A 20454-nucleotide genomic window follows, 5' to 3' on the forward strand; every position below is an offset into this window, starting at 1 on the left:
AAATTTTAGTTAATATTCCAATTAAAATTAATTAAAATCCTAAACCTGAGCATGATTAATCTTCAACAGTAATTAATACTGTTAATTTTTGCGCATATCTTTAGTGGTCTAAATTATACTTATTTCTCTCTTCAGGTGTAAGAGCTCTTAAGGTCTTTGCCTCTTCTGCCTTAGCATCGCTTGCAGCTGTTTCAGAAATCTTTTCCTGCAGTCTGACTATTAAATCTACAACGTTATCAAAGCTCTTAAAGTAACTATCACTGTTACATTGTTCAGGAAAATTTATGCAGTGCTCCTCAAGTCTGTATAATGCATCTCTGAGCATATTTACCGGAGCTGTTCTTTCCCCCAGTTTGGATAATGTTTCGGCTATTTTTGTTATTTGTTCAGCAGATACACTATCTCCCGCTTTCAGTTTACCCGTGAGTTTACTGGTAATATCCGTTGTGGTTGCTATTGCAGCATCGGGCTGAACTTCTGATAAAATCTTACTGATCTTACCATTGGCATCAAGACTTATAACAGCTCCTCTGCGTGTGGCATCGTATGACATCTGATAATTTGATCCTTTGTTTTGAAGCTCTTTCAAAGTGGCTTTATGTCTTATATTACAGGACACAAATGACAATATTACGAGCAGATAAAAAACTTTTTTCATGGCATTACATTATAAATTGAGTTTTCTGTTTCATCAAATCTTGCATTTCCTTTTTGAAGCACTATTGCTAATGCTGAAAATTCCTGAAAGTCCAAATCATCTATAATTTCGGGATTTGAATCTTTTAACTTTAATATAACCTTCCCCTTTTTTGAAGTTATATTCCATTCTAATAAATAGTCAACAATTATTTTCATGGTATTTTTTTTATGTTAATTAGTATTTATTTTTAAATGTATTTCCGTCAACAATCATTTAAAGGTGTTATCAAGAAACACTGTTTTTCTGTTTTTCATTTGTTTTAATAAGTAAATAGCCTGCGCTACTTGTTCCCATTAAAGCTAAGGCATAATTATCAAAAACAGGAAACTCTGTAGTATTAGTAATGAATTGGCAGACAAATACTAAGCCGAAAATTATATTAAACAATAAAGCCTGGTAGCGATGTACACTTATTCCGCCGGCGTCTGATAATATATCTTTTATAAACCCATTGCTATCCGTATTTTTTTTAGGATTTGGGACTTCGTTATCAATATATGTTGCTACACTTGCTGTGCCCACACTAATTCCCAATAAAAGTAAAATTGACGGTTCTTTCAGTTTCAAAAGCAAATCAAAGTTACCATTGTTTCCCATACCAGCGCACAAACATATTATTACAATCATTGTCCAGTAAAACAACTGACTTCTTGAAAAGCTAAATGTTTTTTCTGGTCTAGTATTGCCAGTCTGCGTATCTTTTAATAAATCTGTTTTTACAGCGAGCCACATTCCGAATATAAAAATGGCTACAGGAAGAATGAATTCGAATAAAATTTTCATGGTTATTAATTTTTAATTTACACTTCAAAGTTATTTAAAATATGTACTGCTATCGATTATCCAAAAAGATAATTCTATATAAAGTGACATTCCGGTTAAAAAATTGTCTTACAAACTAATACTGAAAAACAGATGGGTTCCGTTTTCAGCAGTAATTTCACAATGACCGTTCTGTTCCTGCATTCTTCTTTTCATATTGCGAAGTCCGTTTCCTTCAGGATTTTTATTTTTAATGCCAATTCCGTTGTCGGAAATCTTCATAATAAATTCATCCTCTTTTTGGAGGAATGATAATTTAATCTCATTGGCCTGACTGTGTTTGTATGCGTTATTCAAAGCTTCTTTTAAGCACAAGAACAAATTTCTCCTTTGCTCAGTTGAAATGGTTGTTTCTTCAATTATCTTTTCGCTTTCTGTAATGACTACCATTGTTGTTTTCTTAAGAAAATTCTGTGTATATATTTTAGCATAATCAATAAAACTTTCCAATGTATCATTCTCTGAATTCAGGCTCCATAACATTTCTCTCATGGAAATGTTCATTTCTTCCGAGGTCTTCAGAAGTTCTTCGATATCATTTTTAAGTTCTTCATCTTCGGCCCGTTGTTTTAAAAATTCTGCCTGCAGCTTTAACGCAGAAATTCCCGCTCCGAGATCATCATGCATATCGTGGGAAATTCTTTCTCTTTCTTTTTCGATGAGCTTTTGTTTTTCAAGTTCTTTCTGGAGCAGCTGGTTTTGGTATTCGGATTCTTTGAGCTGCTGTTCACGCAAGTGAAGCAGTTGTCTTTTATTATACATCAAAACAACAACAATGATGAAGATTACGAAAATCATCATTATCGAAATGGCTATGATATAAGCAAGCTTTATATCGTCTTCAATGTGATTCATGACAGATTTTTTTATATTGTTTCAGAGAAATATAAAACATCACATACATTCCTATATTGATAAAGTACTGCCCGACTTTCAGAAAATTTAAAAACTCCCCGTCTTCTTTCGCAAAATAAAACATTGGAGTTACCCTAAAAAGAAAAAAACAACTCCACATCAGCAAGGCTGTAGAAATCCAGAATGTAGGGTCTTCTGTAATTTTACGTTCATTAAAAAAAGATATTTTATAATAAAACCATAGCAGTGAGATTGCAATATAAAAAAGGGTAATGGTGATGCCTATTCTATGGTCAAAGTCTTTGTCTGAAAAATTTGTATCTGCTAAAATATATCCCAATGACGAAATTGCAGTTAGCAGTAATATTCTCTTTGCAGTTCCAGAAAATAGTTTTAAAAAGTAAAAAGGAAAAAACAAGACACAAAATATGAAATAGAGATTATACTGTAAACCTACTTTAACATTCGGATCAATAATATTTCTTATGAACGATACGCACTCATTAGTGAAGGTAATCAATAAGTAGGTAAAAAGATAATTCTGGGCAGAAAAAGAATATCTTCTACCCAGAATGTATGCTTGCACAAGCGGAACAAGTAATACGAATTTATATACAATTCCGATGACCATGGTCTTATGGTTTTAGATCCCCTGCATCATACCCTTCATCTATTGATCCACCACTGTATACGGCATGAACAGCAAAAGAAATACGGTCATATTTATTAGCATATCTATTGTATTCACTGCCATTATCATCTTTAGCCTGGCAGAAGTAGATCATTTTGAATTCCAGACCAGAAATATTGTTTTTATCTTTTATAGTAAAATAATTATTAATGTCTTGTATTTTGTATAAAACACATTCGGTTGCGGGCTTACCGTTAAATCCGGTTTGTGCTGCTAATGAAGATTGATAAGACTTAATTTTTTCCTGCAGATTCACATCACTTTGAAATGTATTATTAATCAAAACAAACTTATCATCGGAACTAATATCTTTATAGTTATTGTTGTCTGAAAAAGCTACACCCAAATTCAGTTTAGAATTATTCGAATCTTGGATAAAATAAAACTTTGCATACATGTAGTTTGTATGTTTCTCAATTAATTCTTTAAAACTTGGGTAATCTAAAGTAAATTTATCAGTCAGATTTGGATGTTTTAATGCTGCCTGAGCAAACTTTGTAGTATACTGGCTTTCAATATGAGCCGGAATCATTTCAATAAAAATCGCAGCACTGTCCGTACTCTTAGGAATGGTATCAGCCGGCGCAGAGTTCGTACTATCGATATTACTATTAGTTGTCTCAGTTTTTTCTCCTTTTTTACAGCTCAACAATGCAAAACAAAATAGTATTGCAATGAATAAAGATTTTAAGATTTTCATAATTCTTAGTTTTTAAAATGGTTAAATTTATTAATCGCCTCCACTTTATTATTGACGTGGAGTTTTCTGTACGTATTTCCAACATGCTTTTTCACAGTATCGATAGTAATACATTTTTTGTCGGCAATTTCTTTATAGAGTAAACCCTGTGACAACAACTCAAGAATTTCTTTTTCTCTTTCCGTTAATTCATCAAAACCTTTAATTTCGGGAAGTTTTCTTTCGAAATGACTTAATACTTTCCTGGCGATTGAAAAGCTCATGGGAGCTCCGCCGTTGTACACATCGCGGATGGAAGAAAGAATCTTATCCATACTTTCACCCTTTACAAGATATCCCATAGCGCCGGCCTTCAAAGAATTGAAAACTTTTTCGTCATCTTCAAAACTTGTACACATAATAAATTGCGTACCGGGAAGTTGCTTTTTTAGTTTTTCAATGATTTCGATACCCAGCATATCCTGTAACTGTATATCCATCATTACAACGTCGGGAGCAATATCGCAGAGGTTTATCAATGCATCATTACCATCAAAAAACTGGGCGACAACTTTCATGTCATCCTGATAATTGATAACTTTTTTTAGGGCATTGTTGTAATTTTTTTCGTCTTCTACAATAGCTATGGATATGCTCATGTCATTAATGTATTTCAGGACAAATTTCACCAGAAAACAAAGAAAAGTCAATTACTCTTTTGGGTAATTTTAAAAGATTGAGTCCGTTCTGTTGGTTTAGTTTTTGTTTTTACTAAATTTAGTAAAAATTTATTGTAGTTATAAATTTATTTAACAATCAACAAATTAAAAAAAATTAACATCATGAAAAAGGGACTTTTCGCAGCATCTGCAGTCATTGCACTATCATTTATAAGCTGTAAAAAAAGTGAAAGCGGCAATAAGAGTGTGCTAAAATCAGACAGCTCAGGAGTAGTATTGGCGGATAATGGCAAAGCGGACTCTACCGTTCAGTACGAAACAGATGTCAACGGAAAAAAATATCTAAAGACAGATTTTGTTTATAAGGCAACCGACGGAAGCCTGGCGAAAGTAGTTTTTAATTACGAAGAAAAGACAATGAGTGTAAGAAGCAACAATAAAACATTTATTCTTAATAAAGTGGAATCAAAAGGCAATGAAACGACCTACGAAAAGATGGACATGAAAGCTACGGTAAAAGGAGACAGCCTGATTCTGGACCAAGGCAATAATATTATCGAGCTTGTAAAGACGAAAATATAAAGCATAAAAAAACCGTTCAGAATCTGAACGGTTTTTTTGTATCTGAAATGAATATTATTCTTCAGTTTTTTCCTCTGTAGAATCAGCAGCTTCAGCAGTTGGCTCAGCAGCTTTTTCTTCTACTACAGGAGCTTCAGCTACTACAGCTTCTTTTTTAGCTGTTGCAGATCTTCTGCTTCTTCTTGTTGTTTTCTTCTCTTCAGCATTAGGGTTGTAAAGCTCGTTGAAGTCTACCAATTCGATAAGAGCAGTATCGGCAGCATCACCAGGTCTGAAACCAGTTTTGATGATTCTTGTATACCCACCGTTTCTCTCAGCGATTTTAGGTGCTACAGTTCTGAACAATTCAGCAACCGCTTCTTTATTTTGAAGATATGAAAAAACAATTCTTCTATTGTGTGTAGTATCTTCTTTTGCTTTTGTTAACAGAGGCTCAACATATACTCTTAAAGCTTTTGCTTTAGCAACAGTAGTGTTGATTCTTTTATGCTCAATTAGAGAACAAGCCATATTAGAAAGTAAAGCACTTCTGTGAGAAGCTGTTCTTCCTAAGTGATTGAATTTTTTACCGTGTCTCATTATTAATTATTTATCAGCGTCTAACTTATATTTTGCAACGTCGAAACCGAAGTTAAGACCTTTTGAATGCACTAATTCTTCTAGTTCTGTCAAAGATTTTTTACCAAAATTTCTGAATTTCATCAAATCAGACTTACTGTAAGAAACCAATTCTCCAAGAGTTTCTACTTCAGCTGCTTTCAGACAGTTAAGGGCTCTTACGGAAAGATCCATATCTGCTAATTTAGACTTAAGGAGTTGTCTTGTATGAAGAGTTTCTTCATCATATTGAATAGATGCTTTTACAGCTTCAGTTTCCAGCGTGATTCTCTCATCAGAGAACAGCATGAAGTGATAAATTAATATCTTCGAAGCTTCTGTTAAAGCATTCTGAGGACTGATAGATCCGTCAGTTTCTATATCTAATACAAGTTTTTCGTAGTCTGTTTTTTGCTCTACACGATAATTTTCAATGCTATATTGTACTTTCTTGATTGGCGTGAAAATAGAGTCGATGGCAATGGTACCTATTGGCGCATTGTTTGACTTATTTTGTTCAGAAGGAACGTATCCTCTACCTTTTTCAATATTGAAAGTAATTTCGAAAGTTACATCACTGTTTAGGTTACAGATCACCAAATCCGGGTTAAGAACCTCAAATCCGTTGATAGATTTTCCTAAATCACCAGCAGTAATAATCGTCTGACCTGAAACTTTAGCAACAACCTGCTCATTAGACTGGTTTTCTGCCGTAGATTTTAGTCTTACCTGTTTAAGGTTAAGAATAATTTCGGTAACATCTTCGATTACTCCTGGAATAGTTGAAAATTCGTGCTCTACACCTTCTATTTTGATAGATGAAATAGCATAACCTTCCAGAGAAGAAAGCAACACTCTTCTCAAAGCATTACCGATTGTAAGCCCGAAACCTGGTTCTAGTGGTCTGAATTCAAATTGACCTCTAAATTCATCAGAGTTAAGTAAAATTACTTTATCGGGTTTTATGAATTGTAAAATTGCCATATTATTGGGTTGAGCAAAAATTTGATTAAAAAATTATTTAGAGTAAAGTTCGACGATAAGCTGTTCCTTGATGTCCTCCGGAATCTGGATTCTTTCAGGAGCAGAAACGAAAGTACCTTCTTTCTTCTCATCGTTGAATTGTAACCACTCATAATTTGCTTTAGAAGCCAATGCATTGGTAACTACTTCAAGAGATTTAGACTTTTCTCTTACAGCAATTACATCACCAGCTTTTACCAAATATGAAGGAATGTTCAGGATTTCCCCGTTCACAGTGATATGTCTGTGAGAAACCAATTGTCTAGCAGCAGATCTTGTTTTAGCAAAACCTAATCTGTATACTACGTTATCCAATCTGGATTCGCAAAGTTGTAATAGAACTTCACCTGTTACCCCTTTACTTCTGTGTGCTTTGTCGAATAAGTTAGCAAACTGTCTTTCTAAGATACCGTAAGTATATTTAGCCTTTTGTTTTTCAGCTAACTGAACTGCGTATTCAGATTTTTTAGCACCTCTTCTTTTGTTAGGACCATGTTGTCCCGGTGGTTGGTTTTTTCTTTTCTCGAAGTTTTTGTCATCTCCGTAGATTGCAGCACCAAACTTTCTCGCAATCTTAGTTTTTGGACCAATATATCTTGCCATAATGGATAAATTCTAAAAATTAAACTCTTCTTCTTTTTGGTGGTCTACATCCATTGTGTGGCATAGGAGTCACATCAATGATTTCGCTAACTTCAATTCCTGAATTGTGGATAGATCTGATGGCAGATTCTCTACCTGCACCAGGACCTTTCACAAACACCTTTACTCTTCTTAATCCAGCTTCGTGAGCTACAGCAGAGCAATTTTCAGCTGCCATCTGAGCAGCAAATGGAGTATTCTTTTTAGAACCTCTGAAACCCATTTTACCGGCAGAAGCCCAAGAGATAACCTCTCCGTTTTTATTTGTTAAAGAAATGATGATGTTATTGAAAGAAGCCTGAATATGCGCTTCCCCAATAGCCTCAACTTTTACTTTTCTTTTCTTAACTACTTTAGTTTGTTTTGCCATAATTCCTAACGATTATTTACTAGCTTTTTTCTTGTTAGCAACAGTTTTTCTCTTTCCTTTACGGGTTCTAGAGTTGTTTTTCGTTCTCTGGCCTCTTAAAGGTAATCCAAGTCTGTGACGTATTCCTCGTTGGCATCCTATGTCCATTAATCGCTTAATGTTCAATTGCACTTCAGATCTTAATTCTCCTTCTACTTTAATGTTTTCGGAGATATAGTTTCTGATTGCGGCCAATTCATCGTCATTCCATTCGTTGACTTTCTTGTCTTCGCTGATACCGGCAGCTTTAAGGATTTCTGAAGATGTACTTCTTCCAATTCCGTAGATGTAAGTTAAACCGATAACACCTCTTTTGTTTTTTGGTAAATCAATACCTGAAATTCTCGCCATAATTTAATTTTAGCCTTGTCTTTGTTTAAATTTTGGGTTCTTCTTGTTGATTACGAACAGTACACCTTTTCTGCGTACGATTTTGCAATCAGCACTTCTTTTTTTAATTGATGCTCTTACTTTCATTTGAAAATATTTATTTTTTTAACTGCCAAATGTAATCTTAAGATTTCATTTTGAGTATTTATTTTTAACAACAGCCAAATGGAACGGTTGCTCCATCTGGCAGATTGTTTTTAATATCTAAATGTAATTCTCCCCTTCGACAAATCGTAAGGAGACATTTCTAATTTTACCTTATCACCAGGTAATAACTTAATATAGTGCATACGCATTTTACCGGAGATATGAGCGATGAGTACATGCCCATTTTCCAGTTCAACACGGAACTGCGCATTCGAAAGTGCTTCCGTGATAACGCCGTCCTGTTCAATATGTTTTTGTTTTGCCATAAATTAATATCCAGTCGTTCTTGATAATTTAGACTGCATTAAGCCATCATAATGATGGTTCAGCAGATAGGTATTAATCTGTTGAACAGTATCTAAAATTACTCCCACCATAATCAATAGTGACGTTCCCCCGAAAAATAGGGCGAACGCATCTGTCTGAACAAAGCTTCCGTGTACAATTGCCGGAAGGACTGCAAAGATAGATAAAAAAATTGCACCTGGCAAGGTAATTTTTGATAAAATATCATCTAAATAATCAGCGGTCTCTTTTCCTGGTCTTACCTTCGGTACTAAACCTCCGTTTCTCTTCAAATCATCAGCCATCTGGTTTACCGGAATTGTGATCGCAGTATAGAAAAACGAGAAGATAATAATCAATAGCGCAAACAGCACATTGTACTGCCAGCTAAAAACATTCTTGAAGCCTGCAAGAAAAGTGTTTGACTCATCTACTTTTGTTAATAATCCCGGAACGAACATCAACGCCTGCGCGAAGATAATCGGCATTACACCGGCAGCATTTACTTTCAATGGAATCCACTGTCTTGCGCCCTGCATAAGATTTCTGTTTACACCTCCTCTTGCCTGAGCTCTGCTTACATACTGGATTGGTATTTTCCTCACAGCAACGGATAACACCACTGCTAAAAGAACCACCAACATCCAGAAAATTACTTCAATAAGGATCATGATAGATCCCATTCCTCCTTTTCCGTTCTGAACTGCCATTTCCTGTACGAATGCTTCCGGCAATCTTGAAAGGATCCCCACCATAATAAGGATAGAGATACCATTTCCGATACCTTTGTCGGTGATTTTCTCACCCAACCACATTGCGAATACTGAACCGGCAACCAAGATTACAATACTTGGCAACCAGAACATAATGGAATTTGGCTCTACATAATATGCAGACGAGAACTGAGCATACGGTAAGAATAATTGAGTAATAGAAGTTAAGTAAGAAGGCGCCTGTACAAGACAAACTCCGATTGTTAACCATCTAGTTATCTGATTCAATGTATTTCTACCTGACTCTCCATCTTTCTGAAGTTTCTGAAGATAAGGGATAGCCATCCCCATCAACTGAACAATAATAGAAGCAGAAATATAAGGCATGATCCCTAACGCCATTACGGAAGCGTGGCTGAAAGCTCCCCCCGTAAACGACGAAAGCAAGCCAAGGAGACCTGCTCCTTGCTTGTTACCGCCCTGATTTTTATAATGCTCTAAGAGATCTCCCACTTCTGCAAGGTTAATTGCAGGTAAAGAGATATAAGATGCGAATCTATACACAAGGATAATTCCTAAAGTAAAGATAATTTTATCTCTAAGTTCTTTAAGACTCCAAATATTTTTGAGGGTTTGTATAAATTCTTTCATTAGTAATTATTATAAGGTAATTGCTTTTCCACCTGCTTTAGCGATAAGCTCTTCAGCAGATTTAGTGAATTTGTCAGCTGAGATAGAAACCGCAGATTTCAATTCTCCTCTACCCATAATTTTCACTAATTCGTTTTTAGTTGCCAAACCGTTTGCTACCAAAACTTCTTTTGTAATATCTCCAGTGATAGATTTATTTTCAATTAAAGTCTGGATAGAATCAAGGTTAATAGCTCTAAACTCTTTTCTGTTTACGTTTTTGAATCCGAATTTAGGTAATCTTCTTTGTAAAGGCATCTGACCTCCTTCAAAACCGATTTTCTGAGAATATCCGGCTCTTGCTTTTTGTCCTTTGTGACCTTTTGTAGAAGTACCACCTTTTCCGCTACCCTGTCCTCTACCAATTCTTTTTGAATTGAAAGTTGATCCTGCAGCTGGTTGTATATTGTTTAAATTCATTTTTTATTGATTTAAAGATTAAATAAATTAAAGATTAAAAAATTCCGACTAAAATAGAAAGAATATTTTAATCTTTTAATCTTTGAATTTTTAATTATTTTTGAACTTCAAGTAAATGACTAACTGCAGCTATCATTCCTAAGATAGAAGGAGTAGCTTCGTGTTCTACAACTTGGTGAAGTTTCTTTAATCCTAATGCTTCAAGCGTTCTCTTTTGGGTTTTTGTTCTTCCAATAGCGCTTCTTACTTGTTTTACTTTGATTGTTGCCATTGTTTTATCTATTAACCGTTAAACACTTTACTTAGTGAAACTCCTCTCATTCTAGCAATTTCTTCTGGTCTTCTGATATCCAATAACGCTTTGAAAGTAGCTTTCACCACGTTGTGAGGGTTTGAAGATCCTTTAGATTTTGAAAGGATATCGTGAATACCAGCAGACTCCAATACCGCTCTTACCGCACCACCGGCGATAAGTCCTGTACCGTGAGAAGCAGGTCTTAAGAAGATATCAGCACCACCGTATCTTGCAGTAGTCTGGTGAGGGATGGTGTGGTTCATTACAGGAACTTTCACAAGGTTTTTCTTAGCGTCTTCAACTGCCTTAGCAATTGCAGAAGCAACCTCTTTAGATTTTCCCAAACCGTAACCGATAACTCCTTCTTCGTTCCCTACAACAACAATTGCAGAAAATCCGAAAGCTCTACCTCCTTTAGTTACTTTTGTTACTCTGTTTACAGCTACGAGACGATCTTTAAGTTCTAATCCTCCCGGTTTTACTCTTTCTATATTATCTAGTCCTAACATATTTCCGAAATTTAATGATTAGAATTTAAGTCCTCCTTCTCTCGCACCGTCAGCAAGAGCTTTAATTCTCCCGTGATATACGAATCCGTTTCTATCAAACACAATATTTTCGATTCCTGCAGCGATAGCTTTGGCAGCGATAGCCTTACCTACGGCAGCAGAAACTTCAGTCTTAGTTCCGTTAGCTTCAACGCCTTTCTCTCTTGAAGAAGCAGATGCTAAAGTTTTTCCACTGTTATCGTCGATTAACTGAGCGTAAATTTCCTTATTACTTTTGTATACAGATAATCTTGGCAATTCAGAAGATCCGGAGATTTTTCCTCTTACTCTTCTTTTGATTCTTATTCTTTTTTCTACTTTAGTTAATGCCATAATACTTATAATTTATTAAGCAGATTTACCAGCTTTACGTCTAACAATTTCTCCTACGAATCTTACCCCTTTCCCTTTGTATGGTTCAGGCTTTCTGAAAGAACGGATCTTTGCAGCTACCATTCCTAGAAGTTGGTTGTCATGAGACGTTAAAGTAATAATTGGGTTTTTACCTTTTTCAGTCAATGTATCTACTTTCACTTCGCTTGGAAGTTCTAATACGATACCGTGAGAGAATCCTAAAGCCAACTCAAGTTTTTGACCTGCGTGTGAAGCTCTGTATCCTACCCCTACTAATTCCAGTTTCTTTTCGAAACCTGTATTTACACCAACAATCATGTTGTTGATTAGCGCTCTGTATAAACCGTGAAGCGCTTTGTGTTGTTTAGTTTCAGATGGTCTGTTTACGTTCAGTTCACCATCTTTCTGTTCTATAGTAATTCCTGCTGTAAGCTCCTGAGAAAGTTCTCCTTTAGGACCTTTTACAGTTACCACACCATTGTTTTCAGTGATTGTAACTCCTGCTGGAACTGTTATAATTGCTTTACCAATTCTTGACATTTTCCTGTGATTAAAAATTAATAAACATAGCAGATTACTTCACCGCCTACTTTTTCTTCTCTAGCTTTCTTGTCAGTCATTACTCCTTTAGAAGTAGAGATGATAGAAATACCCAAACCGTTTAGTACTCTTGGAAGTTCTGTAGAACCTTTGTACTGTCTCAAACCTGGTCTAGAAGCTCTTTGGATAGACTTGATAGCTGGTTTGTTGGTTTGCTTATCGTACTTTAAAGCGATTTTGATCGTTCCCTGAACAGCGCTATCTTCAAACTTGTAGTTTAAGATATACCCCTGATCAAATAAGATCTTAGTAATCTCCTTTTTGATTTTCGATGCAGGAATTTCCACCACTTTGTGGCCTGCGCTTTGTGCGTTCCTTACTCTTGTTAGGAAATCTGAAATTGGATCTGTTACCATTTTTCTTTATAAATTATTGGTTAAAGAACAATCAGTATTGTAAGGACTTGAAGAGTAAAATATCAGACTTCAGAAATCTTCGGTCTGATATTTTTAATCTTTAGTATCCAGACAACTTAATTGTCCCGATTTTTTAATTAGTAATTACTACCAACTAGCTTTTTTAACTCCCGGGATAAGACCGTTGTTTGCCATTTCTCTGAAAGTTACTCTGGAAATACCGAACGTTCTCATGTATCCTCTTGGTCTTCCTGTCAGTTTACATCTGTTGTGTAATCTTACAGGAGAAGCATTTTTAGGCAATTTTTGAAGTCCTTCGTAATCACCAGCTTCTTTAAGAGCCTGTCTTTTAGCAGCGTATTTAGCAACCAGTGCTTCTCTTTTGCGCTCACGCGCTTTCATTGATTCTTTAGCCATTTCTTAGTTCTTTTTGAATGGTAAACCGAAGTGAGTTAATAATGCTTTAGCTTCTTTATCTGTTTTCGCAGTGGTAACGAAAGTGATGTCCATCCCCTGGATTTTTTTCACTTTGTCGATTACGATCTCAGGGAAAATGATTTGTTCAGTGATCCCTAAATTGTAGTTACCTCTACCATCAAATCCATCAGCTTTAATACCAGAGAAATCTCTGATTCGTGGCAATGCAGAAGAAGTAAGTCTGTCTAAGAACTCATACATTTTGTTAGCTCTCAAAGTAACTTTAGCTCCTACAGGCATTCCTTTTCTCAATTTGAAAGCAGCTTCGTCTTTCTTAGAGATAGTACCAACAGCCTTTTGACCAGTGATATTCGTTAATTCTTCAACAGCATAATCAATGATTTTCTTATCTGCAGTAGCATCACCTAAACCTTGAGACAATACAATTTTCTCTAATCTAGGTACCTGCATTACAGATTTGTATCCGAATTCTTCCATCATTGCAGGAACAATCGTTTCTTTATATGCTTTTTTGGGTCTTGCTATATATTCCATGTGTTATTTAAAATTATAAAGTTTCACCCGTTTTTTTGTTGATTCTTACTTTCTTATCTCCTTCAGTTTTATAACCTACTTTGATAGCTTTTCCGTCTTTTCCAACTAAAGCTACATTTGAGATATGAATAGAAGCTTCTTTCTCAGTGATTCCTCCTTGAGGGTTAGAAGCTGAAGGCTTAACGTGTTTTTTAACGATGTTAAGACCTGCAACGATAACTCTAGGGTCTCTTCCTTCTTTTTTGATCACTTCAATAACTTCACCAGTCTTACCTTTGATATCTTTCTTACCGGTAGTAATGATTACGTTATCTCCTCTTTTTATTTTTAACTTTGACATTTTTTTTAAAATTTTAAATATTAAAGTACTTCAGGAGCTAATGAAATGATTTTCATATATTCTTTGTCTCTCAACTCACGAGCAACTGGTCCGAAAACACGAGTTCCTCTCATTTCTCCCGCTGCGTTTAGCAATACACAAGCATTGTCTTCGAATTTGATGTATGAACCATCTTTTCTTCTAACTGCTTTTTTAGTTCTTACCACTACAGCTTTAGATACCTGACCTTTTTTAGCGTTTCCTGATGGTGTAGAATCTTTGATAGTAACAACGATTTTATCACCAACTGAAGCATATCTTCTTCTGGTTCCTCCCAGAACTCTGATAACCAATACTTCTTTAGCACCTGTGTTATCAGCAACTTTTAATCTTGATTCTGTTTGTAACATTATTACTTAGCTTTTTCAATGATTCTTACTAATCTCCATCTTTTGTTCTTGCTCAAAGGTCTAGTTTCCTGGATCAAAACTGTATCTCCTTCCGCGCATTCGTTGTTCTCGTCGTGTGCAGTATATTTTTTCGTTTTCAATACGAATTTACCATACATCGGGTGCTTTACTCTCGTAGTTTCACTAACAACAATAGTTTTTTCCATTTTATTGCTGGAAACCACTCCGATTCTTTCTTTTCTTAAATTTCTATCCATTGTAAAATGAAATTATTGTTTGTTAGTTAACTCAGTATTTAGTCTTGCGATTGTTTTTCTCAAATCTCTGATTTGGATTGGGTTTTCAATTGGGCTGATAGCATGAGCCAATTTCAATTTAGAATATTGAGCTTTTGCTTCAGTTAATTGGTTTTGAATATCACCCGCGCTTAAATTTTTAATATCAGCTTTTTTCATTGTATTCAAAGATTAAAGAGGTTTAACAAAATCGTTAGCAACTATAAATTTAGTAACAACTGGTAATTTTTGTGCTGCAAGTCTAAGGGCTTCTTTCGCTACTTCGTAAGGAACACCTCCTACTTCAAACATAATTTTACCTGGTTTTACTACAGCTACCCAATATTCCACGGCACCTTTACCTTTACCCATCCTTACTTCAGCTGGTTTTTTGGTAATTGGCTTATCCGGGAAGATTTTGATCCATAGCTGACCTTCTCTCTTCATATATCTTGTCGCAGCGATACGAGCAGCTTCAATCTGTCTTGCAGTGATCCAAGCACCTTCTGTCGCCTTGATTCCGAAAGTTCCATAAGCAAGTTGACTACCTCTCTGGGCATTCCCCTTCATCTTCATCTTATGTACTCTACGGAACTTGGTTCTTTTTGGTTGTAACATAATCTCTAAATTTTAGATTTTAGATTTTAGATTTTAGATTTTTTTTATTTTAAAAAAGTAACGGTAATTTAAAATTCAAAATTTCTAATCTAAAATTTTAATTATTATTGTTATTGTTGTTATTTTTTCTAGGTCTTCTGTTGTCTCTGTCTCCTCCTCTGTTATCTCTTCTGTCAGACTGACCTCCTTTTTTCTGCTGTCCCACTAATGGAGAAAGTTCTCTTTTACCGTAAACCTCCCCTTTCATGATCCAAACTTTTACCCCTAGTTTTCCGTACTGAGTTAATGCCTCACCGATGTGGTAATCGATATCTGCTCTGAAAGTAGACAAAGGAATTCTTCCGTCTTTGAAAGATTCTGATCTTGCCATTTCAGCACCGTTCAATCTACCAGAGATCTGAACTTTGATACCTTCTGCACCCATTCTCATTGTACCTGCCATCGCCATCTTAACAGCTCTTCTGTAAGAGATTCTGTTTTCGATCTGCTTAGCAATGCTGTCTGCAACTAATACTGCATCAAGCTCAGGTCTTTTGATTTCGAAGATGTTGATCTGAATATCCTTTTTAGTCAATTTTTTCAACTCTTCTTTCAGTTTATCAACTTCCTGACCTCCTTTACCGATGATAAGTCCTGGTCTTGCAGTAGTGATTGTAACTGTTACTAATTTTAATGTTCTTTCAATATAAATTCTTGAAATCCCACCTTTAGATAATCTAGCTTCAAGGTATCTTCTGATTTTGTAGTCTTCCGCGATTCTGTCTCCATAATCGTTTCCGCCAAACCAGTTAGAATCCCATCCTCTGATGATACCTAATCTGTTACCAATTGGATTTGTCTTCTGTCCCATACCTTGATTAATTTTCTTTATTACCTAAGATTAATGTAACGTGGTTAGATCTTTTTCTGATTCTGTACCCTCTACCTTGCGGCGCTGGTCTCAGTCTCTTCAATTGTCTTGCACTATCCACGAATATTTCTTTAACGATAAGGTTTGCTTCCTCGATGTCAGCACCTTCGTTTTTCACTTGCCAGTTGGCAATTGCAGAAAGAAGTAATTTTTCTAATTTATTAGAAGCTTCTTTCTTAGAATATTTAAGGATATAAAGAGCTTTATCTACTTGCTCTCCTCTAATGATATCAGCAACTAATCTCATTTTTCTAGGAGAAGATGGGCAGTTATTTAATGAAGCTTTTACAACGTCCTTGTTAGCTTCTTTTCTTGCGATTGAACTATCTTGTTTTCTTGATCCCATGATTATCTGCTTCCTTTGTTTTTGTTACCACCATGACCTCTGAAAGATCTTGTTGGAGAAAATTCGCCTAACTTGTGACCTACCATGTTTTCTGTAACGTAAACTGGGATAAAAGATTTCCCGTTGTGTACAGCAATAGTTTGTCCTACGAAGTCCGGAGAGATCATCGATGCTCTAGACCAAGTTTTGATAACTGTCTTCTTACCAGACTCTATATTTGCCTGAACCTTCTTATCTAAAGTATGATGAATGAACGGTCCTTTTTTAAGTGATCTTGCCATAATTATTTTCTTTTAGATACGATGTAACGGTTAGACACTTTGTTTTTCTTTCTAGTTTTGTAACCTTTAGACGGCATACCGTTTCTAGATCTTGGGTGACCTCCTGAAGAACGTCCTTCACCACCACCCATTGGGTGATCTACAGGGTTCATTACAACCGCTCTTGTTCTTGGTCTTCTACCTAACCATCTGCTTCTACCTGCTTTACCTGATACCGTTAACTGGTGATCTGAGTTCGAAACTGAACCGATCATTGCCATACATTCAGTAAGGATCATTCTTGATTCTCCTGAAGGCAATTTGATGATCGCATATTTTCCGTCTCTTGAAGTTAACTGAGCTGAAGAACCAGCACTTCTTGCTAAAATTGCACCTTGACCAGGCTTCATTTCAACACAAGAAATTACAGTACCCAATGGAATATTTCTCAATTTCATTGCGTTTCCTACGTTTGGTTCTACATTTTCTCCGGAAACTACTTTTTGGTCTACTTTGATACCGTTTGGAGCGATGATATATCTTTTCTCTCCGTCTGCGTACTCTAATAAAGCGATGAATGCAGTTCTGTTTGGATCGTATTCTACAGATTTTACTGTTGCTTCAACATCGAATTTGTTTCTTTTGAAGTCAATAATTCTGTATTTCTTTTTGTGTCCACCTCCGGTGTAACGCATGGTCATTTTACCTGTTTGGTTACGTCCACCTGACTTTTTAATACCAACTGTAAGAGATTTCTCTGGTTTGTTGGTAGTAATTTCCTCAAAATTGTTTACAATTCTGAATCTCTGTCCCGGGGTGATAGGTTTTAATTTTCTAACAGACATTACTATTATTTATAATTATAATTAATTTACAGCAAAAATATCGATAACCTCACCTTCAGCAAGTTTGATTACCGCTTTTTTCAATTTGTTTGTCTTTCCAACCTGAAGACCTTTCTTAGTATATTTCGCAGATACTCTAGGAGCATAAATCATTGTATTTACGTCTGCTACTTTTACACCGTAAGCTGCTTCCACAGCTTTTTTAATCTGGATCTTATTCGCTCTGGTATCTACCAAGAAAGAATAAGTACCTCTTAAATCCGTAAGGTAATTAGCCTTTTCTGAAATAACTGGTTTAATAATAACTGACATGATTTATTTCTTTAAATTTTCCTGGAATTTTTCAACTGCACCTTCAAAGAATACGATCTCACCTGCATTTACTAAATCGTAAGAACTTACTTCGTTGAAGTTCATTACTTTAGTTTTAGGTAAGTTTCTTGAAGATAAATACACATTCTTGTTAGCTTCAGGAAGAATGAACAAAGATTTTTTACCGTTTAATGTCAATGCATCTAATAAAGTAATGAAATCTTTAGTTTTAGGAGCGTTTAAGCTCACATCTTCTAAAACTCTGATGCTGTTGTCTCTCATTTTTTGAGATAAAACAGATTTTTTAGCTAATCTCTTAAGCGCTTTGTTCAATTTGAATCTGTAGTCTCTTGGTTTTGGTCCGAATACTCTACCCCCACCTCTGAAAGTTGGAGATTTAATATCACCATATCTAGCAGATCCAGATCCTTTTTGCTTCTTAAGCTTTTTAGTAGAAGCTGTAATTTCGCTTCTTTCTTTTGCTTTATGAGTTCCTTGTCTTTGTGCAGCAAGGTACTGTTTAACTTCTAAGTAAACCGCATGCTGATTTGGCTCAATTCCGAATACTGATTCGTCTAGAGTTACTTTTCTTCCGGTCTCTTTTCCTGATGTATTTAATACTACTAGTTCCATTTTCTGATAATTACATAAGAATTTTTAGCTCCCGGAACAGCACCTTTTACTACTAAAAGATTTTGTTCTTGATCCACTTTTAATACCTGAAGGTTTTGTACAGTTACCTGCTTACCTCCCATTCTTCCAGCCATTCTCATCCCTTTGAATACTCTTGAAGGGTCTGAACCAGCACCGATAGAACCTGGAGCTCTAAGTCTGTTGTGCTGACCATGAGTTGCCTGCATTACACCTCCAAAGCCGTGTCTTTTAACAACACCTTGGAAACCTTTACCTTTAGAAGTACCTGTTACATCAACGAATTCACCTTCAGCAAATAAGTCTACAGTTACCTCTTCTCCTACTTTTACTTCATCAACGAATTCTCTGTAGAATTCTACCAATTTAGCTTTAGGAGCAGAACCAGCCTTTTTAAAATGACCAGCTAACGCTTTACCAACGTTCTTCTCACTCTTGTCATCGAAACCTAATTGAACAGCTTTATAACCGTCTTTTTCTAAGGTTCTGACCTGTAAAACCGAGCATGGACCAGCTTGAATAACTGTACAAGGAATGTTTTTCCCTTCTTCGTTAAACAAAGATGTCATACCGATTTTTTTACCAATAATACCTGACATTGTTTATATTATAATAAAATTTATCCTTTATTTATCACTATTTTCAGGAAGTCTGAAGTAATTTCTACGTTTGATGTAGGCATACTACGCCCCTAAAATGAGTGTGCAAATTTATGAATATTTTTATAACTGACAAATATTTCACACAAAATATTTTGATTTTTAATCAATTAGACCTTTTTGATAAAATCATAAGGGGAAATTCCGAAGAATAATTTGTGAATAATAAAATTTCTTATTACGTACACTCTTTAATTTGTGTAATTACGGTTTGATTTTTGTTATGATAAAAATTATTGCTATAAATTTCCTCATGAGATGAAAAAGACATATAATCTACTTATCCCGCATCTGAAAGGTGCGTTTAATAATCCCTTTAATTTTTTTGAAAGGAATATAAGTACTGCCGTAGAAGCAATAAACTCTGCTTTCACTTTTGATATCGACTTTTATCAGTAATGAGAACATTCAGCTTCTTATGTCTTTTGCTCCTGATATTTTCATGCGGCAAGAAACAGGAACATGCTTACACCTTTTATTACTGGAAAACCAGGCTTGCTCTCAACTCTGAAGAAAAGAAAGCCCTTAATAAAGCCACTGTTCCGTATTTATACACCCGTTTTTTTGATGTAGATAAGTCCGGCAAAAAATTTCAGCCGGTAGGAGTCATTACAAAAGATAAGAGCTTCGAGGCTCATCAAAAGATAGTTCCTGTTGTGTTCATCACCAACCGGACTTTTCTATTTATTACAAAAGAAGAGATTGCTTTCCTTGCTCAGAATATCAGCGGGCTGATCCAAAAGAAAACAGCAGATTACCATCTGAATACAGCTAAGGAAATACAAATTGACTGCGACTGGACCTCAGGAACGCGGGATGATTATTTTATGTTTTTAAAGGAACTGAAAAGAATCTCAGGAAAAGAGATTACCTGCACACTTCGTCTCCATCAGGTAAGAGACAAAGCAGAAACAGGAATTCCGCCTGTGGAAAAAGTATATCTCATGTGCTACTCTACTTCTTCACCTTTAGAAAATTCTGATAAAAATTCTATTCTTGATGTTGCTATTCTGAAAAGCTATTTGGGGAATATTGACCAATATCCAATACAAAAAATTGTGGTTGCTCTCCCGATCTATTCGTGGGGAATAGTAACGAATTATTTAGGAAAACATAAACTGATTAATGCTTTATCTGAAAAAGATCTGCAAAATCCCGATTTCAAAAAGATTTCCGATCACGAAATTGAGATCTTAAAAGACGGTTTTTATTTCGGGAATTACATGAATAAAGGTTTCAGGATTAAAATTGAATCTATTTCCGACAGCCAGCTTTTAGAAGTTGTAGACTTTCTGGACAAAAAAATTTCTCATTACCCTATTATATATTATCAACTTGACAGTAAATTTGTTAAGAATCGCAATTTAGATTTTTAACTTCCATCAAAATCAACGATAAC

38 protein-coding genes are annotated in these 20454 nt (G+C 35.4%); 3 read left to right on the top strand and 35 right to left on the bottom strand.

Annotated features, from left to right (window positions below):
- Positions 1–100: 100 nt before the first annotated feature.
- The 7 genes from ACYT6F_RS03600 to ACYT6F_RS03630 all read right to left on the bottom strand — a co-directional run bounded on the left by ACYT6F_RS03600 (position 101) and on the right by ACYT6F_RS03630 (position 4406).
- Positions 101–658 carry a hypothetical protein gene (locus ACYT6F_RS03600; RefSeq protein WP_472599931.1) on the bottom strand — a complete coding sequence of 186 codons (558 nt, stop codon included), beginning with the start codon at positions 656–658 and terminating at the stop codon, positions 101–103.
- Positions 655–855 (bottom strand): hypothetical protein, encoded by a 201-nt coding sequence (locus ACYT6F_RS03605; RefSeq protein WP_472599932.1) that lies wholly within the window; start codon positions 853–855, stop codon positions 655–657. Before ACYT6F_RS03605 ends, ACYT6F_RS03600 begins: the two co-directional genes overlap by 4 nt.
- 70 nt (positions 856–925) lie before the next feature.
- A complete protein-coding gene (locus ACYT6F_RS03610) occupies positions 926–1483 on the bottom strand; it encodes a hypothetical protein (RefSeq protein WP_472599933.1) in 558 nt (185 codons plus the stop codon).
- Positions 1484–1591: 108 nt separating this feature from the next.
- On the bottom strand, positions 1592–2377 hold the full coding sequence (locus ACYT6F_RS03615; protein ID WP_472599934.1) for a sensor histidine kinase: 786 nt from the start codon (positions 2375–2377) through the stop codon (positions 1592–1594).
- A complete protein-coding gene (locus ACYT6F_RS03620) occupies positions 2364–3008 on the bottom strand; it encodes a hypothetical protein (RefSeq protein ID WP_472599935.1) in 645 nt (214 codons plus the stop codon). Before ACYT6F_RS03620 ends, ACYT6F_RS03615 begins: the two co-directional genes overlap by 14 nt.
- A gap of 4 nt (positions 3009–3012) precedes the next feature.
- A complete protein-coding gene (locus tag ACYT6F_RS03625) occupies positions 3013–3768 on the bottom strand; it encodes a hypothetical protein (protein WP_472599936.1) in 756 nt (251 codons plus the stop codon).
- A gap of 5 nt (positions 3769–3773) precedes the next feature.
- Positions 3774–4406, bottom strand: a complete 633-nt coding sequence (locus ACYT6F_RS03630; protein ID WP_472599937.1) for a response regulator — start codon at positions 4404–4406, stop codon at positions 3774–3776.
- 183 nt (positions 4407–4589) lie between these two features.
- Between ACYT6F_RS03630 and ACYT6F_RS03635 the strand changes: the two genes are divergently transcribed.
- Positions 4590–5009 (top strand): hypothetical protein, encoded by a 420-nt coding sequence (locus tag ACYT6F_RS03635; protein ID WP_472599938.1) that lies wholly within the window; start codon positions 4590–4592, stop codon positions 5007–5009.
- Between the two features lie 54 nt (positions 5010–5063).
- Here ACYT6F_RS03635 and rplQ read toward each other — a convergent pair whose 3' ends face one another.
- The 28 genes from rplQ to rplC all read right to left on the bottom strand — a co-directional run bounded on the left by rplQ (position 5064) and on the right by rplC (position 18995).
- Positions 5064–5588: a 50S ribosomal protein L17 gene (rplQ, locus tag ACYT6F_RS03640; protein ID WP_169231315.1), complete on the bottom strand. Its 525-nt coding sequence runs from the start codon at positions 5586–5588 to the stop codon at positions 5064–5066.
- A 6-nt stretch (positions 5589–5594) separates the two neighbouring features.
- Positions 5595–6590 (bottom strand): DNA-directed RNA polymerase subunit alpha, encoded by a 996-nt coding sequence (locus ACYT6F_RS03645; RefSeq protein WP_169231316.1) that lies wholly within the window; start codon positions 6588–6590, stop codon positions 5595–5597.
- Between the two features lie 33 nt (positions 6591–6623).
- A complete protein-coding gene (rpsD, locus tag ACYT6F_RS03650; RefSeq protein ID WP_169231317.1) occupies positions 6624–7232 on the bottom strand; it encodes a 30S ribosomal protein S4 in 609 nt (202 codons plus the stop codon).
- A 19-nt stretch (positions 7233–7251) separates the two neighbouring features.
- Positions 7252–7641 carry a 30S ribosomal protein S11 gene (gene rpsK / locus ACYT6F_RS03655; RefSeq protein ID WP_002983263.1) on the bottom strand — a complete coding sequence of 130 codons (390 nt, stop codon included), beginning with the start codon at positions 7639–7641 and terminating at the stop codon, positions 7252–7254.
- Between the two features lie 12 nt (positions 7642–7653).
- On the bottom strand, positions 7654–8031 hold the full coding sequence (gene rpsM / locus ACYT6F_RS03660) for a 30S ribosomal protein S13 (protein WP_027381318.1): 378 nt from the start codon (positions 8029–8031) through the stop codon (positions 7654–7656).
- Between the two features lie 9 nt (positions 8032–8040).
- Positions 8041–8157, bottom strand: coding sequence for a 50S ribosomal protein L36 (gene rpmJ / locus ACYT6F_RS03665; protein WP_007839480.1), 117 nt, complete (start codon positions 8155–8157; stop codon positions 8041–8043).
- A gap of 110 nt (positions 8158–8267) precedes the next feature.
- Positions 8268–8483, bottom strand: a complete 216-nt coding sequence (gene infA, locus ACYT6F_RS03670; protein WP_029297754.1) for a translation initiation factor IF-1 — start codon at positions 8481–8483, stop codon at positions 8268–8270.
- Between the two features lie 3 nt (positions 8484–8486).
- Positions 8487–9866, bottom strand: coding sequence for a preprotein translocase subunit SecY (gene secY / locus ACYT6F_RS03675; protein ID WP_066434454.1), 1380 nt, complete (start codon positions 9864–9866; stop codon positions 8487–8489).
- A gap of 9 nt (positions 9867–9875) precedes the next feature.
- Positions 9876–10325: a 50S ribosomal protein L15 gene (rplO, locus tag ACYT6F_RS03680; protein ID WP_169231318.1), complete on the bottom strand. Its 450-nt coding sequence runs from the start codon at positions 10323–10325 to the stop codon at positions 9876–9878.
- A 94-nt stretch (positions 10326–10419) separates the two neighbouring features.
- The gene (gene rpmD / locus ACYT6F_RS03685) at positions 10420–10596 is read right to left on the bottom strand and encodes a 50S ribosomal protein L30 (RefSeq protein ID WP_029297759.1); all 177 of its coding nucleotides are present in this window, start codon (positions 10594–10596) and stop codon (positions 10420–10422) included.
- Between the two features lie 11 nt (positions 10597–10607).
- A complete protein-coding gene (gene rpsE / locus ACYT6F_RS03690; RefSeq protein WP_034712988.1) occupies positions 10608–11129 on the bottom strand; it encodes a 30S ribosomal protein S5 in 522 nt (173 codons plus the stop codon).
- A gap of 18 nt (positions 11130–11147) precedes the next feature.
- Positions 11148–11501 carry a 50S ribosomal protein L18 gene (gene rplR, locus ACYT6F_RS03695; protein WP_169231319.1) on the bottom strand — a complete coding sequence of 118 codons (354 nt, stop codon included), beginning with the start codon at positions 11499–11501 and terminating at the stop codon, positions 11148–11150.
- A gap of 15 nt (positions 11502–11516) precedes the next feature.
- Positions 11517–12062, bottom strand: coding sequence for a 50S ribosomal protein L6 (rplF, locus tag ACYT6F_RS03700; RefSeq protein WP_169231320.1), 546 nt, complete (start codon positions 12060–12062; stop codon positions 11517–11519).
- A 17-nt stretch (positions 12063–12079) separates the two neighbouring features.
- Entirely contained in the window at positions 12080–12478 is a 399-nt protein-coding gene (gene rpsH, locus ACYT6F_RS03705; protein ID WP_029297768.1) for a 30S ribosomal protein S8, read from the bottom strand.
- A 147-nt stretch (positions 12479–12625) separates the two neighbouring features.
- Positions 12626–12895 carry a 30S ribosomal protein S14 gene (gene rpsN, locus ACYT6F_RS03710; RefSeq protein ID WP_029297771.1) on the bottom strand — a complete coding sequence of 90 codons (270 nt, stop codon included), beginning with the start codon at positions 12893–12895 and terminating at the stop codon, positions 12626–12628.
- Between the two features lie 3 nt (positions 12896–12898).
- Positions 12899–13450, bottom strand: coding sequence for a 50S ribosomal protein L5 (gene rplE, locus ACYT6F_RS03715; protein WP_072883928.1), 552 nt, complete (start codon positions 13448–13450; stop codon positions 12899–12901).
- Between the two features lie 13 nt (positions 13451–13463).
- Positions 13464–13790 (bottom strand): 50S ribosomal protein L24, encoded by a 327-nt coding sequence (rplX, locus tag ACYT6F_RS03720; RefSeq protein ID WP_123852737.1) that lies wholly within the window; start codon positions 13788–13790, stop codon positions 13464–13466.
- Positions 13791–13810: 20 nt separating this feature from the next.
- Complete coding sequence (gene rplN / locus ACYT6F_RS03725) at positions 13811–14179, bottom strand: 50S ribosomal protein L14 (protein WP_007839504.1); 369 nt, start codon at positions 14177–14179, stop codon at positions 13811–13813.
- 2 nt (positions 14180–14181) lie between these two features.
- Entirely contained in the window at positions 14182–14436 is a 255-nt protein-coding gene (gene rpsQ / locus ACYT6F_RS03730; protein WP_029297775.1) for a 30S ribosomal protein S17, read from the bottom strand.
- A 12-nt stretch (positions 14437–14448) separates the two neighbouring features.
- Positions 14449–14634 carry a 50S ribosomal protein L29 gene (gene rpmC / locus ACYT6F_RS03735; RefSeq protein ID WP_089999869.1) on the bottom strand — a complete coding sequence of 62 codons (186 nt, stop codon included), beginning with the start codon at positions 14632–14634 and terminating at the stop codon, positions 14449–14451.
- A 12-nt stretch (positions 14635–14646) separates the two neighbouring features.
- Positions 14647–15072, bottom strand: coding sequence for a 50S ribosomal protein L16 (rplP, locus tag ACYT6F_RS03740; protein ID WP_002983219.1), 426 nt, complete (start codon positions 15070–15072; stop codon positions 14647–14649).
- A gap of 97 nt (positions 15073–15169) precedes the next feature.
- Positions 15170–15922 carry a 30S ribosomal protein S3 gene (gene rpsC / locus ACYT6F_RS03745; RefSeq protein WP_169231321.1) on the bottom strand — a complete coding sequence of 251 codons (753 nt, stop codon included), beginning with the start codon at positions 15920–15922 and terminating at the stop codon, positions 15170–15172.
- A gap of 7 nt (positions 15923–15929) precedes the next feature.
- Positions 15930–16328: a 50S ribosomal protein L22 gene (gene rplV, locus ACYT6F_RS03750; protein WP_029297778.1), complete on the bottom strand. Its 399-nt coding sequence runs from the start codon at positions 16326–16328 to the stop codon at positions 15930–15932.
- 2 nt (positions 16329–16330) lie between these two features.
- Positions 16331–16609 carry a 30S ribosomal protein S19 gene (gene rpsS, locus ACYT6F_RS03755; protein ID WP_002983209.1) on the bottom strand — a complete coding sequence of 93 codons (279 nt, stop codon included), beginning with the start codon at positions 16607–16609 and terminating at the stop codon, positions 16331–16333.
- A gap of 2 nt (positions 16610–16611) precedes the next feature.
- Complete coding sequence (gene rplB / locus ACYT6F_RS03760; RefSeq protein WP_029297782.1) at positions 16612–17433, bottom strand: 50S ribosomal protein L2; 822 nt, start codon at positions 17431–17433, stop codon at positions 16612–16614.
- 21 nt (positions 17434–17454) lie between these two features.
- Positions 17455–17745, bottom strand: a complete 291-nt coding sequence (gene rplW / locus ACYT6F_RS03765) for a 50S ribosomal protein L23 (RefSeq protein WP_472599940.1) — start codon at positions 17743–17745, stop codon at positions 17455–17457.
- 3 nt (positions 17746–17748) lie between these two features.
- Complete coding sequence (gene rplD / locus ACYT6F_RS03770; protein WP_029297786.1) at positions 17749–18378, bottom strand: 50S ribosomal protein L4; 630 nt, start codon at positions 18376–18378, stop codon at positions 17749–17751.
- Positions 18369–18995: a 50S ribosomal protein L3 gene (gene rplC, locus ACYT6F_RS03775; RefSeq protein WP_169231322.1), complete on the bottom strand. Its 627-nt coding sequence runs from the start codon at positions 18993–18995 to the stop codon at positions 18369–18371. The genes rplD and rplC overlap by 10 nt, the downstream gene beginning before the upstream one ends.
- A gap of 318 nt (positions 18996–19313) precedes the next feature.
- Between rplC and ACYT6F_RS03780 the strand changes: the two genes are divergently transcribed.
- Positions 19314–19454, top strand: a complete 141-nt coding sequence (locus tag ACYT6F_RS03780; RefSeq protein WP_472599941.1) for a hypothetical protein — start codon at positions 19314–19316, stop codon at positions 19452–19454.
- On the top strand, positions 19454–20431 hold the full coding sequence (locus ACYT6F_RS03785) for a hypothetical protein (RefSeq protein WP_472599942.1): 978 nt from the start codon (positions 19454–19456) through the stop codon (positions 20429–20431). The genes ACYT6F_RS03780 and ACYT6F_RS03785 overlap by 1 nt, the downstream gene beginning before the upstream one ends.
- Positions 20432–20454: the final 23 nt, after the last annotated feature.

The organism is Chryseobacterium sp. NG-CE01, from assembly GCF_055695505.1.

Coding starts and splice junctions, on each gene's coding strand:
- ACYT6F_RS03600 (WP_472599931.1), bottom strand. CDS start 658: ATGAAAAAAGTTTTTTATCTGCTCGTAATATTGTCATTTGTGTCCTGT.
- ACYT6F_RS03605 (WP_472599932.1), bottom strand. CDS start 855: ATGAAAATAATTGTTGACTATTTATTAGAATGGAATATAACTTCAAAA.
- ACYT6F_RS03610 (WP_472599933.1), bottom strand. CDS start 1,483: ATGAAAATTTTATTCGAATTCATTCTTCCTGTAGCCATTTTTATATTC.
- ACYT6F_RS03615 (WP_472599934.1), bottom strand. CDS start 2,377: ATGAATCACATTGAAGACGATATAAAGCTTGCTTATATCATAGCCATT.
- ACYT6F_RS03620 (WP_472599935.1), bottom strand. CDS start 3,008: ATGGTCATCGGAATTGTATATAAATTCGTATTACTTGTTCCGCTTGTG.
- ACYT6F_RS03625 (WP_472599936.1), bottom strand. CDS start 3,768: ATGAAAATCTTAAAATCTTTATTCATTGCAATACTATTTTGTTTTGCA.
- ACYT6F_RS03630 (WP_472599937.1), bottom strand. CDS start 4,406: ATGAGCATATCCATAGCTATTGTAGAAGACGAAAAAAATTACAACAAT.
- ACYT6F_RS03635 (WP_472599938.1), top strand. CDS start 4,590: ATGAAAAAGGGACTTTTCGCAGCATCTGCAGTCATTGCACTATCATTT.
- rplQ (WP_169231315.1), bottom strand. CDS start 5,588: ATGAGACACGGTAAAAAATTCAATCACTTAGGAAGAACAGCTTCTCAC.
- ACYT6F_RS03645 (WP_169231316.1), bottom strand. CDS start 6,590: ATGGCAATTTTACAATTCATAAAACCCGATAAAGTAATTTTACTTAAC.
- rpsD (WP_169231317.1), bottom strand. CDS start 7,232: ATGGCAAGATATATTGGTCCAAAAACTAAGATTGCGAGAAAGTTTGGT.
- rpsK (WP_002983263.1), bottom strand. CDS start 7,641: ATGGCAAAACAAACTAAAGTAGTTAAGAAAAGAAAAGTAAAAGTTGAG.
- rpsM (WP_027381318.1), bottom strand. CDS start 8,031: ATGGCGAGAATTTCAGGTATTGATTTACCAAAAAACAAAAGAGGTGTT.
- rpmJ (WP_007839480.1), bottom strand. CDS start 8,157: ATGAAAGTAAGAGCATCAATTAAAAAAAGAAGTGCTGATTGCAAAATC.
- infA (WP_029297754.1), bottom strand. CDS start 8,483: ATGGCAAAACAAAAACATATTGAACAGGACGGCGTTATCACGGAAGCA.
- secY (WP_066434454.1), bottom strand. CDS start 9,866: ATGAAAGAATTTATACAAACCCTCAAAAATATTTGGAGTCTTAAAGAA.
- rplO (WP_169231318.1), bottom strand. CDS start 10,325: ATGAATTTAAACAATATACAACCAGCTGCAGGATCAACTTTCAATTCA.
- rpmD (WP_029297759.1), bottom strand. CDS start 10,596: ATGGCAACAATCAAAGTAAAACAAGTAAGAAGCGCTATTGGAAGAACA.
- rpsE (WP_034712988.1), bottom strand. CDS start 11,129: ATGTTAGGACTAGATAATATAGAAAGAGTAAAACCGGGAGGATTAGAA.
- rplR (WP_169231319.1), bottom strand. CDS start 11,501: ATGGCATTAACTAAAGTAGAAAAAAGAATAAGAATCAAAAGAAGAGTA.
- rplF (WP_169231320.1), bottom strand. CDS start 12,062: ATGTCAAGAATTGGTAAAGCAATTATAACAGTTCCAGCAGGAGTTACA.
- rpsH (WP_029297768.1), bottom strand. CDS start 12,478: ATGGTAACAGATCCAATTTCAGATTTCCTAACAAGAGTAAGGAACGCA.
- rpsN (WP_029297771.1), bottom strand. CDS start 12,895: ATGGCTAAAGAATCAATGAAAGCGCGTGAGCGCAAAAGAGAAGCACTG.
- rplE (WP_072883928.1), bottom strand. CDS start 13,450: ATGGAATATATAGCAAGACCCAAAAAAGCATATAAAGAAACGATTGTT.
- rplX (WP_123852737.1), bottom strand. CDS start 13,790: ATGTCAAAGTTAAAAATAAAAAGAGGAGATAACGTAATCATTACTACC.
- rplN (WP_007839504.1), bottom strand. CDS start 14,179: ATGTTACAAACAGAATCAAGATTAAAAGTTGCTGATAACACAGGTGCT.
- rpsQ (WP_029297775.1), bottom strand. CDS start 14,436: ATGGATAGAAATTTAAGAAAAGAAAGAATCGGAGTGGTTTCCAGCAAT.
- rpmC (WP_089999869.1), bottom strand. CDS start 14,634: ATGAAAAAAGCTGATATTAAAAATTTAAGCGCGGGTGATATTCAAAAC.
- rplP (WP_002983219.1), bottom strand. CDS start 15,072: ATGTTACAACCAAAAAGAACCAAGTTCCGTAGAGTACATAAGATGAAG.
- rpsC (WP_169231321.1), bottom strand. CDS start 15,922: ATGGGACAGAAGACAAATCCAATTGGTAACAGATTAGGTATCATCAGA.
- rplV (WP_029297778.1), bottom strand. CDS start 16,328: ATGGGATCAAGAAAACAAGATAGTTCAATCGCAAGAAAAGAAGCTAAC.
- rpsS (WP_002983209.1), bottom strand. CDS start 16,609: ATGGCAAGATCACTTAAAAAAGGACCGTTCATTCATCATACTTTAGAT.
- rplB (WP_029297782.1), bottom strand. CDS start 17,433: ATGTCTGTTAGAAAATTAAAACCTATCACCCCGGGACAGAGATTCAGA.
- rplW (WP_472599940.1), bottom strand. CDS start 17,745: ATGTCAGTTATTATTAAACCAGTTATTTCAGAAAAGGCTAATTACCTT.
- rplD (WP_029297786.1), bottom strand. CDS start 18,378: ATGGAACTAGTAGTATTAAATACATCAGGAAAAGAGACCGGAAGAAAA.
- rplC (WP_169231322.1), bottom strand. CDS start 18,995: ATGTCAGGTATTATTGGTAAAAAAATCGGTATGACATCTTTGTTTAAC.
- ACYT6F_RS03780 (WP_472599941.1), top strand. CDS start 19,314: ATGAAAAAGACATATAATCTACTTATCCCGCATCTGAAAGGTGCGTTT.
- ACYT6F_RS03785 (WP_472599942.1), top strand. CDS start 19,454: ATGAGAACATTCAGCTTCTTATGTCTTTTGCTCCTGATATTTTCATGC.